This is a genomic window from Pseudomonas sp. 50_B, assembly GCF_017491625.1.
Lineage (GTDB): Bacteria > Pseudomonadota > Gammaproteobacteria > Pseudomonadales > Pseudomonadaceae > Aquipseudomonas > Aquipseudomonas danubii.
Window position 1 is genome coordinate 81,194 of the sequence record NZ_JAFGYX010000014.1, and the last position, 17,980, is coordinate 99,173.

The following is a 17,980-nucleotide window of genomic DNA, read 5'->3' on the forward strand; positions in this document are numbered from 1 at the left end:
GATCAGTTACACAAAGAAATGAAGAAGAGGAACCACAGAAGGGAAAGGCATGAGCAAACGCCCGCCTCGCGTGAGAGAAGCGGGCTTTAGTGCAGAGTGATCAAGCGTAGGTATCGATCAGGGTACCGAGTACCTCATCAGAGGCCTTGGCAACTTTGACGCCCAGTTCCACCTGGACCTTGCCCATGGACATCTCGACCATGCTGCTGGCCAGGTCCGAACTCTGGCTGCGGTCCACGCCCCGTAGGCGATTGACCGAATCCGCCGACGCCTGGCTGTCGGCAGAGCGCTCAACGGCGCTGCTGGCGATCTGGCTGGAACCTTGATCGACACGATTCTGCCCAGTCTGAATCGCGTTCAGTCCGGCGTAGAAAGCGCTGTTCCCGGAAATTTCCATAAGAGAACTCGACCTTGAAAATGAATGACAGGTGTTATTGAAGCAGACCTGTCAAAAAAACACCCGTCAAAAACACTAATGGCAATATGCCTTGCCATAGGCAAAATCTAGTCCAGCAGATCCAACTGCAGATGTTCGGCCACTGCCTCGGCACTGGCTGACTTGAGTCGCGGCACTCGGCCCAGGCACGGCGCAGGCAGGCGCTCCGCCAAAGTCGCGAGGTTTTCTTCCAGACGAGAGGTCTTGGGATCGATGATATTGGCCACCCAGCCCGCCAGTTGCAGACCGTCCTGAGCAATGGCCTCGGCCGTCAACAACGCATGATTGATGCAGCCCAGTCGCACGCCCACCACCAGAATCACCGGTAAGCCCAGCGCCATGGCCAGATCCGACAGGTTGTCCTGATCCGCCAGGGGCACTCGCCAGCCACCCGCGCCTTCGATCAGGGTGAAATCCGCCCCCTTGGCCAGAATGTGGCGCATGGGCGTCAGCAATGACTGCACCGTCAATGCCACCCCGGCCTCTCGTGCCGCCAGATGCGGTGCGATGGGCGGCTCGAAGGCGACCGGATTGACCTCTTCATAGCTCAACGGCAACGACGACTGCGCCAGCAATGCCAGAGCATCGGCATTGCGCAGGCCCTTGGCGCTCAACTCGCACCCGGAAGCCACAGGTTTGCCTGCCGCGGTACTCAGCCCGGCCAGCCGCGCCGCATGCAACAGTCCCGCGGCAATGGTGGTTTTACCCACATCGGTGTCGGTGCCAGTAATGAAATAGGCAGCACTCATAGCGGTTTCTCCAACACGGCATACACCACCTGATAGGTCGCCGGCAGCCCCTGGGGCTGACGAAACCCCTCGTAAGCCTCGATCAACCCGGCGATACGCGCGCGTCCGGTGAGGCCGCCGGGACGACCGGGATTCAGATTGTGTGCACCCAAGGCTTTCAACTCATGGGTCAGACTACGCACATCCGGGTAATGCAGGACATGGGGAACGCTCTCCAGGCTACGTACGTGCAAACCACTGGCATCGCACAAGTGGCGATAGCGTGCGAACTCACGAAAGCGATTGACGTGGACCTGCCCATCGACCCGCCCCCAGCTCTCACGCAGCTCCTGCAAAGTGCCGACGCACAGACTGGCAAAAGCCAGCACACCGCCCGGCTTGAGCACCCGCTGGGCTTCACTGAGCACGGCAGCAAAGTCGGCACACCACTGCACCGCCAGGCTGGAGAAAATCAGCTCGCAGCTTCTGCCCTGCAACGGCAGGCGCTCAGCATCTCCAGCGAAAAAGTGCTCGGCGCCCCCCAGGGGCCGCGCGTGCTTGAGCATGCCCTCGGCAATATCCAGAGCCAGCCCCTGACTGCCGGCGAAGCGTGCCCCCAGCACTCGACTGAAATGCCCCGTACCACAGCCCAGGTCCAGCCAGCGCGCAGGCGTCCAGCCTTCAGGCAAACGGCTCAGCAATTGCTGGCCGACCGTGCGCTGCAACTCGGCAACGCTGTCGTAAGTGGCTGCGGCGCGGGAAAACGAAGCCGCCACCTGACGCTTGTCAGGCAGGCCTGCGGGTAAGACAGGAACAGACAAATCAGTCATCGCCGGACTCATGCAAAAAAGCCTGGATCGCCCCTGCCACTCCGTGGGGGTCCTCCAGAAGAAAACCGTGGCTGGCCTGCTCGATCAGGCCAACTTCTATATCCGGCAGCAATACCAGCAACTCGGCGGCCGCCTCGGCAGGCACCAGAGCATCCAGCCCGGCGAACAGGTGCAACTGCGGGCCACGAAAAGCCAGCAAGGCTTCGCGCGTATCCAACTGCGCCAACAACTCCAGACCCGCCATCAGCACCGCACCCGGCGTCGCCGGCGCCCCGCCCAGCAGCATCCGCGACAAGCCGCGGGGATCGACGGCGCCCTGGGCACACAGCAGGGAAAAGCGCTTGAGGGTGGTGCGCGGATCAGCGGCGCAGCCGGCCAGGAAGCCGTCAAAGGTCTCAGCGGCCATGGCACTGGACCATTGCTCGTGAGTAACGAAGCTGGGATTGCTGGCCAGGGTCAACAAACCGCAGCAGCGCTCGCCGCGTCGGGCCGCCAACTCCGCGGCGAGCATGCCGCCCAGGGACCAGCCCCCCAGCCAGGCGTCATCCGGCAGCGCATCGTCGAGCTCGTCCAGCCATGCCTGCAGATCGCTGGACGTCAGCTCCGGCAGGGGCTCGATCTCCACCCGCAAGTGTTCATCCAGCCCCTGCAAAGCGGCAGCCAAAGGTTCCAGGGGCGACACCCCCAGCCCCCAGCCCGGCAACAGGATCAGTCGATCACGCATGGCTAGGCCTCGTTTGCAGTTCACTGAAACAATCCGCCAACGCGCTTAACAATAGCTGGACCTGCGCCTCGCTGTGGGCGGCGGACAACGTCACCCGCAGCCGCGCACTGCCGGCCGGCACGGTCGGCGGACGGATGGCGGTAACCATGATCCCCCGCGAACGCAGCATCCGTGACAACTCCATGGCCCGGGCACTGTCGCCCACCATGATTGGCTGGATCGGGGTAAAGCTGTCCATCAGCTCCAAGCCAATCTGCTCGGCCCCCAGCCGGAACTGACGAATCAGATTCGCCAGGTGCTCACGCCGCCAGTGCTCGCTGCATAGCAACTCCAGGCTCTTGCGCGTGGCGCAGGCCAGTGCCGGCGGTTGGCTGGTGGTATAGATGTAGGGCCGGGCGAACTGGATCAGTGTTTCGATCAACTCCTCACTACCGGCGACAAAGGCCCCAGCGGTACCGAAGGCCTTGCCCAAGGTGCCCACCAGCACCGGCACTTCATCCAGCCCCAGGCCGAAGTGTTCCACCAGCCCGGCACCGTTGGCCCCTAGCGGACCAAAGCCATGGGCATCGTCCACCATCAGCCAGGCACCGCGGGCCTTGGTTTCCCGGGCCAGGGCCGGCAGGTCGGCGACATCGCCGTCCATACTGAACACCCCATCAGTGACCACCAGAGTGTTGCCAGTGGCCTTCTCCAGGCGTTTGACCAGGCTCCCTGCATCGTTGTGCAGATAGCGATTGAAGCGCGCACCAGAGAGCAGGCCGGCATCCAGCAGGGAAGCGTGGTTGAGACGGTCTTCCAGCACCGTGTCACCCTGCCCGAGCAACGCCGTGACCGCACCGAGATTGGCCATGTAGCCCGTGGTAAACAGCAACGCCCGCGGGCGCCCCGTGAACTCGGCCAGGGCTTCTTCCAAAGCGTGATGGGGAGCGCTGTGACCGATCACCAGATGGGAAGCGCCGCCGCCCACGCCCCAGCGGCTGGCACCAGCGCGCCAGGCTTCGATCACCTGCGGGTGATTGGCCAGGCCCAGGTAGTCGTTATTGCAGAAAGCCAGCAATGGCTGGCCGTCCACCACCACTTGCGGCCCCTGAGGGCTTTCCAGCAGCGGACGCTGGCGATACAGATGTTCAGCACGACGGGCTGCAAGCCGTGCTGCGAGATCAAAAGACATGCTGGCCTCGATATTGGCTCACAGACACATTACCCGTAGGAGCTGGCTTGCCAGCGAAACAGACGACGCGAAACCCGTCGCACTTGCGCCGTTCACGGGGTTCGCCGGCCAGCCGGCTCCTACCACAGAAGGTCAGACGGCAGCGTTGTAGAACTGCTCGCTGCTCTTCTGCTCCACCAGGGCCTGCTCGATGGCCGCCTGATGCACTTCGTCGGCGTGCTCTTCCCGGGCTTCGGGCTGGATGCCCAGGCGCGCGAACAACTGCATGTCCTTGTCGGCCTGCGGGTTGGCGGTGGTCAGCAGCTTGTCGCCGTAGAAAATCGAATTGGCACCGGCGAAGAAGGCCAGGGCCTGCATCTGCTCGTTCATTGCTTCGCGGCCGGCAGACAGGCGCACGTGGGATTGCGGCATGAGGATCCGTGCCACGGCGAGCATGCGGATAAAGTCGAATGGGTCCACGTCCTCAGCGTTTTCCAGCGGCGTGCCGGCCACCTTCACCAGCATGTTGATCGGTACCGACTCCGGGTGCTCCGGCAGGTTGGCCAGCTGGATCAGCAGGCCGGCGCGGTCGTCCAGGGACTCGCCCATGCCGAGAATGCCGCCGGAACAGATCTTCATCCCGGCGTCACGCACGTAGGCCAGGGTTTGCAGGCGCTCGCTGTAGGTGCGGGTGGTGATGATGCTGCCGTAGAACTCCGGCGAGGTGTCGAGGTTGTGGTTGTAGTAGTCCAGGCCGGCCTTGGCCAGGGCCTCGGTCTGGTCCTGATCGAGACGGCCCAGGGTCATGCAGGTTTCCAGGCCCATGGCCTTCACGCCTTTGACCATCTCCAGCACATAGGGCATGTCCTTGGCCGAAGGGTGCTTCCAGGCGGCGCCCATGCAGAAACGCGTAGAGCCGATGGCCTTGGCCCGAGCGGCCTCCTCCAGCACCTTCTGTACTTCCAGGAGCTTTTCCTTTTCCAGGCCGGTGTTGTAGTGGCCGGACTGCGGACAATATTTGCAATCTTCCGGGCAGGCGCCGGTCTTGATCGACAGCAGGGTCGAAACCTGGACCCGATTGGCATCGAAATGCGCGCGGTGCACCGTCTGCGCCTGGAACAGCAAGTCATTGAATGGCTGGACGAACAGGGCTTTGACTTCAGCCAAAGTCCAGTCATGACGCAGGGTAGCGGTGGTGCTGGCGCTCATGGGCGATTCCTTGATTATGCTTGGCAAGCGGCGCAGGACAGGGAAAGTCCACAGCCGCAACACGGATGTTCGGCATATTTAAGGAAGAGCCATGCACTGTCAACCCGAATACAAAGGACCAGTTTACATCTGGTCAAAAAACAAACAGCTCTGTTTGCTTTGCGATGAACCCAGCGATTCAGCCCTGGCCCTGTGCAGTTCATGTCAGGACGAACTGCCCTGGCTCGGCGCTCAATGCTCGGTCTGCGCCCTGCCCCTGCCCGCCGCCAGCCTGACCTGTGGCCAGTGCCTGCAACGTCTCCCCGCGTTTCGACGGGTCATCGCCCCCTGGCGTTACGATTTTCCGGTGGACAGCCTGATCAGTCGTTTCAAACACCATGAAAAGTGGCCTTTTGGCCGACTGATGGCCGAACTTCTCAGCCAATTCCTTCACTATCGCTACGATGAAGGCCTGCCCCGGCCAGACTGCCTGCTGCCGGTGCCGCTGTCCCGTCGACGCCTGCGCCAGCGAGGCTTCAACCAGGCCGGCATGCTGGCCCAGTGGCTGGGAGAACACCTGCAACTGGCGGTGGAGCCCCTTCTGCTGCTGCGCACCCAGGACACCCCGGCACAACAAGGCCTGGGGGCACGTGCCCGTCAGCGCAACCTGCGCCAGGCCTTCGCCCTCGCCGCCGACGCGCCTGTGGCCGGCCGCCACCTGGCCCTGGTGGACGACGTCCTCACCACAGGTGCCACTGCCCAGGCCCTGGCCCGGTTGCTGATCAATGCCGGCGCCCGTCAAGTGGATGTCTATTGCCTGGCCCGAACCGCAAGACCCGACACCCCCGACTGACTTGACTCTCATCGCTCAAACCGCAAACTCCCTGTCCATCTTCAGTGCCCAAAGCGTCCCTGCCATGTCCTTGCCCACTCTGTTGACCCAGCACATCGCCCGCCGCCCGCAACGCATCGCCCTGCTGCAACACATTGCCGAACAGGGTTCCATCACCCGCGCGGCCAAAAGCGCCGGCCTGAGCTACAAGGCCGCCTGGGATGCCATCGATGAGCTCAACAACCTGGCTCAGCGCCCGCTGGTAGAGCGCAACGTCGGCGGCAAGGGCGGTGGCGGGGCCAAACTCTCCGCCGAGGGCGAACGCGTGTTGCGGCTTTACCAACGCCTGCAAGCACTGCAGGCCCAAGTGCTGGAAGCCGCAGAAGATGCCAGCGATCTCGATCTGCTGGGGCGCCTGATGCTGCGCACCAGTGCCCGCAACCAGCTGCACGGCAAGATCCGCGAGATCGCACCTCTAGGCTGCAATGACCTGATCAGCCTGGAGCTGCCAGAAGGCCTGCTCCTCAAAGCGCAGATCACCCACGACAGCACCCAGCGCCTGGAACTGGAAACCGGCACTGAAGTGGTGGCCTTGATCAAGGCCGGCTGGCTGGACCTGCACCCTGCCGACGCCCAAGTAACAACTGGACACAATTGCCTGAGCGGGACCGTCGAGCAGATTCTCGACGCCGAAGACGGCCCCTGCGAGGTGCGCATCACCCTGCCCAACGGCCAGACCCTCTGCGCCCTGGCCGAGCCGCACCGGCTCAAGACGCTGGAAATGACAGAGGGCAAACCGGTCCAGGTGCAGTTCTCTGCCTCCCATGTCCTGCTCGGCACCCCGCTGTAAGCGGAGTGCGACGACTTCAGGCTGCAACATATTCGTCATAGGCGCTCATTAAGGTGGCTGCAAAAACCCGCAGGGAGCCTGCTATGAGCCTGTTAGAAGAAGACCAACCCACCGACCTGGAACAGATGGTCGGCCTCAGCCGCCGGGGTTTCATCGGTGCCGGTGCCCTGTGCGGCGCCGCCCTGTTTCTCGGTGGCGGACTGCTCGGCCGCAGCGCCCTGGCCACCAGTGTCAGCGCCGGCAACAGCCAGCTGCTGGGTTTTACCGGCATTGCCGCCGCCACCAGCGACAACATCACCCTGCCGGCGGGCTACAAATCCTCGGTACTGATCAGTTGGGGCCAGCCGCTGACCAAGAACGGGCCGGCCTTCGACCCCAGCGGCAATGGCACCGCCCAGGCCCAGGAAGTGCAGTTTGGCGACAACAACGACGGCATGAGCCTGTTCGCCTTCCCGGACGACAAGCACCGGGCACTGATGGCGATCAACAACGAATACACCAACTACCGCTACCTCTATTCCCACGGCGGCCAGCCGCAATCGGCCGAGGACGTGCGCAAGGCCCAGGCCAGCGAAGGGGTGTCGGTCATCGAAGTGCAGCGCAAGAACGGCCAGTGGCAGTTCGTCCAGGGTTCACGCTACAACCGGCGCATCCACGGCAACACGCCAATCCGCCTCAGCGGCCCTGCCGCCGGTCACGACCTGCTCAAGACCGCTGCCGACCCCAAGGGCAGGAAAGTCCTCGGCACCTTCCAGAACTGCGCCAACGGCAAGACCCCCTGGGGCACCTACCTGACCTGCGAAGAGAACTTCACCGACTGCTTCGGCAGCAGCAACCCCGAGCAGAAGTTCGACGCCGCGCAGAAACGCTACGGCGCGGTGGTGACCAGCAAGGACATCAACTGGCACCCCCACGACCCGCGTTTCGACCTGGCCAAGAATCCCAACGAGCTCAACCGTCACGGCTGGGTGGTGGAAATCGATCCCTTCGACCCGCAATCGACCCCGGTCAAACGCACCGCCCTGGGCCGCTTCAAGCATGAAAACGCGGCCCTGGCGCAAACCCGCGACGGCCGCGCCGTGGTCTACATGGGCGACGATGAGCGCGGGGAATTCATCTACAAGTTCATCAGCCGCGACAAGATCAACCACCGCAACCCAAAGGCCAACCGCGACCTTCTGGACCACGGCACCCTGTACGTGGCGCGCTTCGATGCCGGCGACGGCAACCCGGACCGTCCCAAGGGCCAGGGCCAGTGGATCGAGTTGACTCACGGCAAGAACGGCATCGACGCCAGCAGCGGCTTCGCCGACCAGGCCCAGGTACTGATCCAGGCACGCCTGGCGGCCAGCGTGGTCCAGGCCACGCGCATGGACCGCCCGGAATGGATTGTGGTCAGCCCCAAGGACGGCCAGGTCTATTGCACCCTGACCAACAACGCCAAGCGTGGCGAAGACGGCCAGCCAGCAGGTGGCCCCAACCCGCGGGAGAAGAATGTCTACGGACAGATCCTGCGCTGGCGCACCGGCGGCGACGATCATGGCGCGATGAGTTTTTCCTGGGACCTGTTCGTGGTCGCCGGCAACCCCGCTGTGCATGCCGGCCAGCCCAAGGGCGGCTCCTCCAACATCACCCCAGAGAACATGTTCAACAGCCCCGACGGCCTGGGTTTCGACCAAGCCGGACGCCTGTGGATCCTCACCGACGGCGACTACAGCAACAGCGGCGATTTTGCCGGCATGGGCAATAACCAGATGCTCTGCGCCGACCCGGACAGCGGTGAAATCCGCCGTTTCATGGTCGGACCTGTGGGCTGCGAAGTCACCGGGATCGCCTTCGCCCCGGACCAGAAGACCCTGTTCGTCGGCATCCAGCACCCGGGAGAAACCGGTGGCTCAACCTTCCCCGAGCACCTGCCCAACGGCAAGCCGCGCTCCTCGGTGATGGCTATCACCCGGGAAGACGGCGGCATCATCGGCGCCTGAACCCGCCCCGCGCCCAACCGGCTCCTACGTCCGTAGCAGCCGGCTCGCCGGCCAACCTGGCGCCCGGCCGAACCACCAGCAAACCCTCCCCCGCTGGCTCCCCGTCTGCGTTACCATGCTTGGCCGGACGCGGCAGCCTGCTGCGCGCAGGAGTAAGCATGTCGCACCCGTTTGAAACACTGACCCCCGACCTGGTTCTGGACGCCGTTGAAAGCATCGGTTTTCTCAGCGACGCCCGCGTGCTGGCGCTCAACAGCTACGAAAATCGCGTCTATCAAGTCGGCATCGACGAAGGCGAACCGCTGATCGCCAAGTTCTACCGCCCCCAGCGCTGGACCAACGAAGCGATCCTGGAAGAACACCGCTTCACCTTCGAACTCGCCGAGTGCGATGTGCCGGTGGTAGCACCGATCATCCACGACGGTGCCAGCCTGTTCGAGCATGCGGGCTTTCGCTTCGCCCTGTTTCCCCGACGTGGCGGGCGCGCGCCCGAACCGGGCAACCTGGATCAACTCTATCGCCTCGGGCAGTTGCTCGGTCGCCTGCATGCCGTGGGCGCCACCCGCCCCTTCGAGCACCGCGAAGCCCTGGGCGTGAAGAACTTCGGTCATGACTCACTGGCGACCCTGCTGCAAGGCAACTTCATTCCCAAGAGCCTGCTGCCGGCCTACGAGTCCGTGGCCCGGGACCTGCTCAAGCGGGTGGAAGAGGTCTACCAGGCCACCCCGCACCAGAACATCCGCATGCACGGCGATTGCCACCCCGGCAACATGATGTGCCGCGACGAGATGTTCCATATCGTCGACCTGGACGACTGCCGCATGGGCCCGGCGGTGCAGGACCTGTGGATGATGCTGGCCGGCGACCGCCAGGAGTGCCTCAGCCAGCTCTCCGAACTGATGGACGGCTACAGCGAGTTCCATGATTTCGACCCGCGGGAACTGGCCCTGATCGAACCGCTGCGAGCGCTGCGCCTGATGCACTACAGCGCCTGGCTGGCACGACGCTGGGACGATCCGGCCTTTCCCCACAGCTTCCCCTGGTTCGGCAGCGAACGTTACTGGGGGGATCAGGTCCTGGCCCTGCGCGAACAGCTGGCGGCCCTCAACGAAGAACCTCTCAAACTGTTCTGACCCTGCCTGCAGGAGCTGGCTTGGCAGCGAAGAGGCCCATGCGGTCGCCTTCGCCCACCAGCCCTCCCCCGCAGAAACGGGCGGCGCAAAAGTCAGGACATGTCCTGACAATTGTCCTTACAATCCCGTCTTCGTTAGCTGCCTAAGCAAGGACTCTGCATGCAAGCCGCCAACCCGCGTCGCGGGTACATCCTGGGCCTGACCGCCTACATCATCTGGGGTCTGTTTCCGATCTACTTCAAAGCCATCGCCAGCGTTCCGGCCGTGGAAATCATCGTCCACCGGGTACTCTGGTCGGCGCTGTTCGGCGCTGTGTTGCTGATGGTATGGAAACATCCCGGCTGGTGGCGCGAGCTGCGAGAAAACCCCAGGCGCCTGGCCATCCTGGCCCTGAGTGGCACCCTGATCGCCGGCAACTGGCTGACCTATGTCTGGGCCGTGAACAATGGGCGCATGCTTGAGGCCAGCCTGGGCTACTACATCAATCCCCTGATCAATGTGCTGCTGGGCATGCTGATTCTTGGCGAACGCCTGCGGCGCATGCAGTGGCTGGCGGTGATCCTGGCGGCGGTGGGCGTGGCCCAGCAAGTGTGGCAAGTAGGCAGTTTGCCCTGGGTCTCACTGATACTGGCCCTGAGCTTCGGCTTCTATGGCCTGATCCGTAAACAGGCCCCGGTCAAGGCCTTGCCCGGGCTGGTGGTGGAAACCTGGATGCTGGTGCCCATCGCCATGGCCTGGCTGCTCCTGCACCCCGAAACCAGCAGTGCCCATGCCGCCTTCTGGACCAGCTCCGAAGCCTGGTGGCTGGTAGCCGCCGGCCCGGTCACGCTGATCCCGCTGGTGTGCTTCAACGCCGCGGCTCGGCACTTGCCCTACACCACCCTGGGCTTCCTTCAGTACCTGGCGCCAACCCTGGTGCTGCTGCAAGCGGTACTGCTGTTTGGCGAACACCTGTCCTCCAGCACCTTGCTGGCGTTCATGTTCATCTGGGCCGGCCTGGCGGTGTACAGCGTCGATGCCTGGCTCAGCCTGCGCGGCCGCCGCTGATCAATAAACGTACAACGCCCTGCAGGCCAGGCCATTCGTGGCCTGCAGCGGTTCTTCCCAAGGTTATCCACAACCTGATCCCCGCCGTTTGTGCACAAGCCCTTGAAACTGCTGGTTTTTTGATCAGAGCGCGCTAAGCCGCGGCTGCACTGGGCTGGCGACAGGTCTCTACAGGTTATCCACAGGCGCATGCACGGATTACTGGGATAACCTGCGGGACGGTGTTCAGACCTCGCTGCGCAGCACCAACTCCACCATCAGATCGTCGGCCAGGGTTTCCAGGCGCGACTGCAATACCTCCAGGGACAACGTCAGGGGCACCGCCAGAATCGCCTCGGCATGAAACAACGGCTCGCTGCTCATGGGCGCTGGGCGCACCTCGGTCACCAGCCGTTCAAGGTTGACCCCCTGCTCCGCCAGCAAGCGGGTGATATCCCGGACGATTCCCGGACGATCATTGCCCACCAGCTCCATGGCGATGGGTTTCCAGGTGCAGGACTGCTCGATGCCGCTTTCGGCGATCAATACCCGGATGCCCTGGGCGGAGAGCCCCTGCAAGGCATCCACCAGCTCATCGTAGGCCTCGGCCGGGACCCCGACCCGCAAGATGCCGGCAAACTGCCCCGCCATGCGCGACAGACGGCTTTCCAGCCAGTTGCCGCCGTGCTCGGCGATGCACTGGGCAATACGCTCGACCTGTCCGGCCTTGTCCGGGGCGAAAACCGTGAGAACGAGATGGTCCATGGCGCAGCCCTCTTTGCTTGATGAAAGAGCAATTATAGGCAGCCTCATTCCCCGCGCCTTCCAACCCATATCGCAGCAGCTTGTGTAGGCGCTGGCTTGCCAGCGAAAGTGCCCGCAAGGCCGACGCAACCCCCGAAGGCCCATTCGCCGGCAATCCGGCTCCTACGTGGGCGCGCAGGGCAAAACACAAATCGTGTACAACTTTTTGTATTTATATGGAACAATCCACCAGCTTTTTTGAGAACATCACGTTCCCCAGCGTGACCGCACTGCATTCTTAAGTCGCGGAACGACGTATTTAGTCTAATTTTCACAAGCGCAATTCATCATGTAGTATGCCGCAGCGCGCACTACATAACGTTGGAACGATGTCTGCCAAGGCCTGATCGCAACCCTCGCAACCGCCCATCAGCAAGGCTCCGCCGTTGATTGGAAGCACCCAGCCGCCAGCAATGGCATGTACTGGTGAACAGGGTTGTGCTTTAAATGGCCGCCGGCTTCATTGTTAATTTGAAGAGCTGAAAAGCGAAATAGCTGAGCAGAGTGAGGCAAGCAATGACTGAACACGTTCAAGTCGGTGGCCTGCAGGTCGCCAGAGTCCTGTTCGACTTCGTGAACAACGAAGCCATTCCCGGTACCGGCCTCACCGCCGACGCATTCTGGGCCGGTGCCGACAAGGTCATCCACGACCTGGCGCCGAAGAACAAAGCCCTACTCGCCAAACGCGATGATTTCCAGGCGCGGATCGATGCCTGGCACCAGTCCCGTGCCGGCCAGGCACACGATGCCGTGGCCTACAAAGCCTTCCTGCAAGACATCGGCTACCTGCTGCCAGAAGCGGCTGACTTCCAGGCCAGCACCCAGAACGTCGATGAAGAAATCGCCCACATGGCCGGCCCGCAGTTGGTAGTGCCGGTGATGAACGCGCGCTTCGCCCTCAACGCCTCCAACGCCCGCTGGGGCTCGCTGTACGACGCGCTGTACGGCACCGACGCCATCAGCGAAGCCGATGGCGCGGAAAAAGGCAAAGGCTACAACAAGGTTCGCGGCGACAAGGTCATCGCCTTCGCCCGCGCCTTCCTCGATGAATCGGCGCCACTGACCGCCGGCTCCCACGTGGACTCCGTGAGCTACAAGATCGTCGGCGGCAAGCTGGTGGTGGGCCTCAAGGGCGGCAGCAACAGCGGCCTGCGCAACGACGCGCAACTGATCGGCTACCAGGGCGACGCCGCAGCTCCTAGCGCGATCCTGCTCAAGCACAACGGCCTGCACTTCGAGATCCAGATCGACGCCGCAAGCCCGGTCGGCCAGACCGACGCCGCCGGGGTCAAGGACCTGCTGATGGAAGCGGCCCTGACCACCATCATGGACTGCGAAGACTCGGTTGCCGCGGTTGATGCCGACGACAAAGTGGTGATCTACCGCAACTGGCTCGGCCTGATGAAGGGCGACCTGGCGGAAGAGGTTTCCAAGGGCGGCAAGTCCTTTACCCGCACCATGAATGCCGACCGCGAGTACACCGGCGTCAACGGTGAGCCGGTGAAGCTGCACGGCCGTTCGCTGCTGTTCGTGCGTAACGTCGGCCACCTGATGACCATCGACGCGATCCTCGACAAGCATGGCAACGAAGTGCCGGAAGGCATCCTCGACGGCCTGGTCACCAGCCTCGCGGCGATCCACAACCTCAACGGCAACACCTCGCGCAAGAACAGCCGCACCGGCTCGGTGTACATCGTCAAGCCGAAGATGCACGGCCCTGAAGAAGCCGCGTTCACCAACGAACTGTTCGGCCGCATCGAAGAGGTGCTGAACCTGCCGCGCAATACCCTGAAAGTCGGGATCATGGACGAGGAGCGCCGCACCACGGTCAACCTCAAGGCCTGCATCAAGACGGCCAGCGAGCGCGTGGTGTTCATCAACACCGGCTTCCTCGACCGCACCGGCGACGAGATCCACACCTCCATGGAAGCCGGCGCCATGGTACGCAAGGCCGACATGAAGGCCGAGAAATGGATCGGCGCCTACGAGAACTGGAACGTCGATATCGGCCTGTCCACCGGCCTGCAAGGCCGTGCGCAGATCGGCAAGGGCATGTGGGCCATGCCGGACCTGATGGCCGCCATGCTCGAACAGAAGATCGCCCACCCGCTGGCCGGTGCCAACACCGCCTGGGTGCCGTCGCCGACCGCCGCCGCCCTGCACGTACTGCACTACCACAAGGTCGACGTGTTCGCCCGTCAGGCCGAACTGGCCAAGCGTGCCCGCGCTTCGGTGGACGACATCCTGACCATCCCTCTGGCCAGCGACACCAACTGGTCGGCCGAGCAGATCAAGAACGAACTGGACAACAACGCCCAGGGCATTCTCGGTTACGTGGTGCGCTGGATCGACCAGGGCGTGGGTTGCTCGAAAGTGCCGGACATCAACGACGTTGGCCTGATGGAAGACCGCGCCACCCTGCGCATCTCCAGCCAGCACATCGCCAACTGGCTGCGCCACGGTGTGGTCACCCAGGCGCAGGTGCTGGAAAGCCTCAAGCGCATGGCCCCGGTGGTCGACCGGCAGAACGCCGGTGACCCGCTGTACCGCCCGCTGGCTCCGGACTTCGACAGCAACATCGCCTTCCAGGCCGCCCTGGAGCTGGTGATCGAAGGCACCAAGCAGCCTAACGGCTACACCGAGCCGGTATTGCACCGTCGTCGTCGCGAGTTCAAGGCCAAGAACGGCCTGTAAGCACGCCTGGCAACAGACAAAAAGCCCCGGTCCGCCGGGGCTTTTTAGTGTGTCGCCCTGACTCGGCGCTTGCAGCTCAGTGAATGACACCCAGTTCGTGTTTGACCAGGGCCAGCAACTTGCCGGTGTCGATGGGTTTGAGCAGGAAGTCCACCACGCTCAAGTGCATGGCAGCGATGGCGTCGCGCACATCGGCGTCACCGGAAATGATGATGATCGGCAGCGCCGCCCGTTCCGATTCCCGAACCTGGCGAATCAGGTCAAGACCACTGCAGGGCGCCATGCGCAGATCGGTGATCAGCAGGCCGATGGACTTGTTCGATTCGAGTAATTCAAGAGCGGCCTTGCCGCTGGCAGCCGTGATGCAACGGATACCATCCAGGCCAAGAATTTCCGCCAGCAGTTCCCGTGCATCCTTGTCGTCATCGGCAATCAATACCCGCTGGGCCGGCAGATCCGGCTCCAGCATGACTGCACTCAGCGCCTCGCGCTCGGCGTCACTCAAAATATCGTGGTCGGGCATACATTTCTCTACATGAACAGATCAATCCCCTAGCACATTGGTCAGACATCGCTAAGCAGACCTCCAATGTGCACTTCGTCGGAAAAATTGCCAAGAGCCTTGATCAGAGCTTTTTTGCATTGATTAAACGCCGCTCAAAGCCAAATGTCCGGGCTCCGGCCGCTACCTAGACTTACGTCCAATGGGCACCTCGCGCTGGGAGTCCGACCATTGCCGTGATCCGACCACAACAAATCCAAAAAGACTGCGGTAATCGTTATGAGTAAAGCGGACGCCTTCACCCAGGCAGGGAAGACCGCGGTGTTGCAGAACATCCAGGGGACCGTGCAGTTCCTGCAGCGGTTCCCGCCCTTCAACCAGATGGAAAACCTCCACCTGGCCTATCTGGTGGAACAATGCCAGCTGCGTTTCTACGGGCCCGGCGACAGCATCATCAAGCCCGCCGACGGCCCGGTTGAGCACTTCTATATCGTCAAGCAGGGACGCGTGGTGGGCGAACGCACCCACGCCGCCAAGGGCAGCACCGAAACCACCTTCGAAATCACCACCGGCGAATGTTTTCCCCTGGCTGCACTGCTGGGCGAACGCGCCACCCGCACCGAACACCGGGCCGCCGAAGACACCTTCTGCCTGCAATTGAACAAGAGCGCCTTCATCAAACTCTTCGCCTTGTCCGACGAGTTCCGCGATTTCGCCTTGCGCGGGGTCAGCAGCCTGCTGGATCAGGTCAATCAGCAGGTCAAGCAAAAGGCCGTGGAAACCCTTGGCACCCAATACTCGCTGAACACCCGCCTGGGCGAACTGGCCATGCGTCATCCGATCGCCTGCGCCCCACAGATGCCGCTGCGTGAGGCCGTGGCGCTGATGCACGAGCAACAGGTGGGCAGCATCGTGGTGGTGGACGAGCACAAGGCACCCCTGGGGATCTTCACCCTGAGGGACCTGCGCCAGGTCGTCGCCGACCGCACCCAGGACCTCAACCAGCCCATCGAACAGCACATGACCCAGGCCCCTTTCTTCCTCAGCCCGGACCACAGTGCCTTCGACGCCGCCATCGCCATGACCGAGCGCCATATCGCCCACGTCTGCCTGGTGAAAGACCAGCGCCTGTGCGGCGTGGTCTCCGAGCGCGACCTGTTTTCCCTGCAACGGGTCGATCTGGTGCACCTGGCGCGAACCATCCGCAATGCTCCCCGGGTGGAACACCTGGTGGCGCTGCGAGGCGAGATCGGCCAACTGGTGGAGCGCATGCTGGCCCACGGTGCGTCGTCGACCCAGATCACCCACATCATCACCCTGCTCAACGATCACACCGTATGCCGGGTGATCGAGTTGACCCTGGCGGACAAGGGCGACCCCGGCGTGCCCTTCAGCTGGTTGTGCTTCGGCAGCGAAGGCCGGCGCGAACAGACCCTGCACACCGACCAGGACAACGGCATCCTGTTCGAGGCCCGAGACGCGGCCCACGCCGCCGAGATCCGCGGCAAGCTGCTGCCCATCGCCCAGCAGATCAACCAGAGCCTGGCGCTGTGCGGCTTTACCCTGTGCAAGGGCAACATCATGGCCGGCAACCCCGAGCTGTGCCTGTCCCGAGCCGAATGGGCCCGACGCTTTGCCGCCTTCATCCGCGAGGCAACGCCGGAGAACCTGCTGGGTTCGAGCATCTATTTCGATCTGCGGGTGGTCTGGGGCGATGAACAAGGCGCCGAACAACTGCGCCGGGCCATCCTCGACCAAGTCGGCGACAACCGTCTGTTCCAGCGCATGCTGGCGGAAAACGCCTTGCGCCAGCGCCCGCCCGTGGGCCGCTTTCGCGAATTCGTCCTGGCCAAAAAGAACGGCGAAAAAGCCACCCTCGACCTCAAGGTCCAGGGCCTCACCCCCTTCGTCGATGGCGCCCGGCTGCTGGCCCTGGCCAACGGCATCGGCGCCATCAACACCCTGGAGCGTCTGCGCCAGCTAGTGTCCAAGCAGGTCATCAAGCCCCTGGACGGCGCCGCTTATGAAGAGGCCTACCACTTCATCCAGCAGACCCGCATGCAGCAACATCAACGCCAGACCCGGGAGAACCAGCCCTATTCCAATCGGGTCGACCCCGACAGCCTCAATCACCTGGACCGACGCATCCTGCGCGAGTCCCTGCGCCAGGCCCAGCGCCTGCAAAGCAGCCTGGCCCTGCGCTACCAGTTATGAGCTATCAGTCATGAGCCTGTTTGCCTGGTTCCGTCCCGCCGTCAGCGTCCTGACGGCCCAACAGCAACAACGCCGCGACCGCCTGCCCGCGTTCACCGAGCTGGGTGAGTGCAGCCTGCGAGAGCAACGCTGGGTGGTGGTGGACCTGGAAACCACCGGCCTCAACCTCAACCGCGATCAAGTGCTGTCCATCGGCGCGGTGGTGATCGAGGACGGTGCCATCGACTTCAGCCAGCAGTTCGAACGCACCCTGCAGCGTGAAGGCCACAAGCTCAGCCCCAGCGTGCTGATCCATGGCCTGGGGCCCAGCGCCATCGCCGCAGGCTGCGATCCGGTGGAGGCCCTGCTGGACTTCATGGAGTTCGTCGGTGACAGCCCGCTCCTGGCGTTTCATGCCCCCTTCGACCAGCACATGCTCGGTCGGGCACTCAAGGACAGCCTGGGCTATCGCCTGCAGCACAGTTTCCTCGACGTGGCGGACATGGCGCCCATGCTCTGTCCCCAGGCCGCTTTCCGTGAGGCCGGCCTGGATGACTGGATCAACGTGTTCAAGCTGCAAGTGGCCGAGCGTCACCACGCAGCGGCCGACGCCCTGGCCACCGCAGAGCTGGCACTGATCCTGTTCAACCGTGCCCGCCAGCAGCAGATTGACAGCCCGCTGAACCTGCAACAGCGCCTCAGCCAATGGAAACGCCGCCAGCAGGCACACTCGTTCTGATCCGCGGCAATTGACCGTAGCGAGGGCACAGGCTCCCTCGCCACATCAGAAAAAAGCGTGCAACCCTCGGGAAAGAGCAGCCGACCAGCGCCAATTGCGCCTGTGTTTCGCCTCTGCCACAATCGCGAATAGTTCTCGTTATTTTAAACTTCTCGATCGGTGAGCC

At 63.1% G+C, this 17,980-nt stretch carries 16 protein-coding genes; 8 read left to right on the forward strand and 8 right to left on the reverse strand.

The window, feature by feature from the left end:
* Positions 1-100: 100 nt before the first annotated feature.
* The 6 genes from J5M73_RS20140 to bioB form a co-directional block, all read right to left on the reverse strand.
* A complete protein-coding gene (locus J5M73_RS20140; RefSeq protein WP_102861951.1) occupies positions 101-397 on the reverse strand; it encodes a pyrroloquinoline quinone biosynthesis protein PqqE in 297 nt (98 codons plus the stop codon).
* A gap of 107 nt (positions 398-504) precedes the next feature.
* Positions 505-1,185 (reverse strand): dethiobiotin synthase, encoded by a 681-nt coding sequence (bioD, locus tag J5M73_RS20145; RefSeq protein WP_102861952.1) that lies wholly within the window; start codon positions 1,183-1,185, stop codon positions 505-507.
* Entirely contained in the window at positions 1,182-1,994 is an 813-nt protein-coding gene (gene bioC / locus J5M73_RS20150) for a malonyl-ACP O-methyltransferase BioC (RefSeq protein WP_102861953.1), read from the reverse strand. The genes bioD and bioC overlap by 4 nt, the downstream gene beginning before the upstream one ends.
* Entirely contained in the window at positions 1,987-2,718 is a 732-nt protein-coding gene (locus J5M73_RS20155) for an alpha/beta fold hydrolase (protein WP_207816043.1), read from the reverse strand. The genes bioC and J5M73_RS20155 overlap by 8 nt, the downstream gene beginning before the upstream one ends.
* Positions 2,711-3,889, reverse strand: coding sequence for an 8-amino-7-oxononanoate synthase (gene bioF / locus J5M73_RS20160; RefSeq protein WP_207816044.1), 1,179 nt, complete (start codon positions 3,887-3,889; stop codon positions 2,711-2,713). Before bioF ends, J5M73_RS20155 begins: the two co-directional genes overlap by 8 nt.
* A 132-nt stretch (positions 3,890-4,021) precedes the next feature.
* Positions 4,022-5,077, reverse strand: coding sequence for a biotin synthase BioB (bioB, locus tag J5M73_RS20165; protein ID WP_102861956.1), 1,056 nt, complete (start codon positions 5,075-5,077; stop codon positions 4,022-4,024).
* Positions 5,078-5,168: 91 nt separating this feature from the next.
* Here bioB and J5M73_RS20170 point away from each other — a divergent pair, with 91 nt between their 5' ends.
* The 5 genes from J5M73_RS20170 to rarD all read left to right on the forward strand — a co-directional run bounded on the left by J5M73_RS20170 (position 5,169) and on the right by rarD (position 10,903).
* The gene (locus J5M73_RS20170; RefSeq protein WP_207816045.1) at positions 5,169-5,909 is read left to right on the forward strand and encodes a ComF family protein; all 741 of its coding nucleotides are present in this window, start codon (positions 5,169-5,171) and stop codon (positions 5,907-5,909) included.
* A gap of 64 nt (positions 5,910-5,973) precedes the next feature.
* Complete coding sequence (locus J5M73_RS20175) at positions 5,974-6,738, forward strand: TOBE domain-containing protein (RefSeq protein ID WP_102861958.1); 765 nt, start codon at positions 5,974-5,976, stop codon at positions 6,736-6,738.
* 83 nt (positions 6,739-6,821) lie between these two features.
* On the forward strand, positions 6,822-8,723 hold the full coding sequence (locus J5M73_RS20180; protein ID WP_102861959.1) for a PhoX family phosphatase: 1,902 nt from the start codon (positions 6,822-6,824) through the stop codon (positions 8,721-8,723).
* A 158-nt stretch (positions 8,724-8,881) separates the two neighbouring features.
* A complete protein-coding gene (locus J5M73_RS20185) occupies positions 8,882-9,856 on the forward strand; it encodes a serine/threonine protein kinase (RefSeq protein WP_102861960.1) in 975 nt (324 codons plus the stop codon).
* 159 nt (positions 9,857-10,015) lie between these two features.
* On the forward strand, positions 10,016-10,903 hold the full coding sequence (gene rarD / locus J5M73_RS20190; RefSeq protein ID WP_102861961.1) for an EamA family transporter RarD: 888 nt from the start codon (positions 10,016-10,018) through the stop codon (positions 10,901-10,903).
* A gap of 225 nt (positions 10,904-11,128) precedes the next feature.
* Here rarD and J5M73_RS20195 read toward each other — a convergent pair whose 3' ends face one another.
* Positions 11,129-11,647, reverse strand: a complete 519-nt coding sequence (locus J5M73_RS20195) for a glycine cleavage system protein R (protein WP_016964741.1) — start codon at positions 11,645-11,647, stop codon at positions 11,129-11,131.
* Between the two features lie 555 nt (positions 11,648-12,202).
* Here J5M73_RS20195 and J5M73_RS20200 point away from each other — a divergent pair.
* Positions 12,203-14,380, forward strand: a complete 2,178-nt coding sequence (locus tag J5M73_RS20200) for a malate synthase G (RefSeq protein WP_102861962.1) — start codon at positions 12,203-12,205, stop codon at positions 14,378-14,380.
* 76 nt (positions 14,381-14,456) lie between these two features.
* Here the strand turns inward: J5M73_RS20200 and J5M73_RS20205 are convergent, their stop codons facing one another.
* On the reverse strand, positions 14,457-14,903 hold the full coding sequence (locus J5M73_RS20205) for a response regulator (protein WP_102861963.1): 447 nt from the start codon (positions 14,901-14,903) through the stop codon (positions 14,457-14,459).
* Between the two features lie 258 nt (positions 14,904-15,161).
* On the opposite strand from J5M73_RS20205, the gene J5M73_RS20210 reads away from it, so the two are divergent.
* Together J5M73_RS20210 and J5M73_RS20215 are read left to right on the forward strand one after the other, a co-directional pair.
* A complete protein-coding gene (locus tag J5M73_RS20210) occupies positions 15,162-17,096 on the forward strand; it encodes a putative nucleotidyltransferase substrate binding domain-containing protein (protein ID WP_243433869.1) in 1,935 nt (644 codons plus the stop codon).
* Positions 17,097-17,106: 10 nt separating this feature from the next.
* Positions 17,107-17,814, forward strand: coding sequence for a 3'-5' exonuclease (locus tag J5M73_RS20215; RefSeq protein WP_102861965.1), 708 nt, complete (start codon positions 17,107-17,109; stop codon positions 17,812-17,814).
* Positions 17,815-17,980 lie beyond the last annotated feature (166 nt).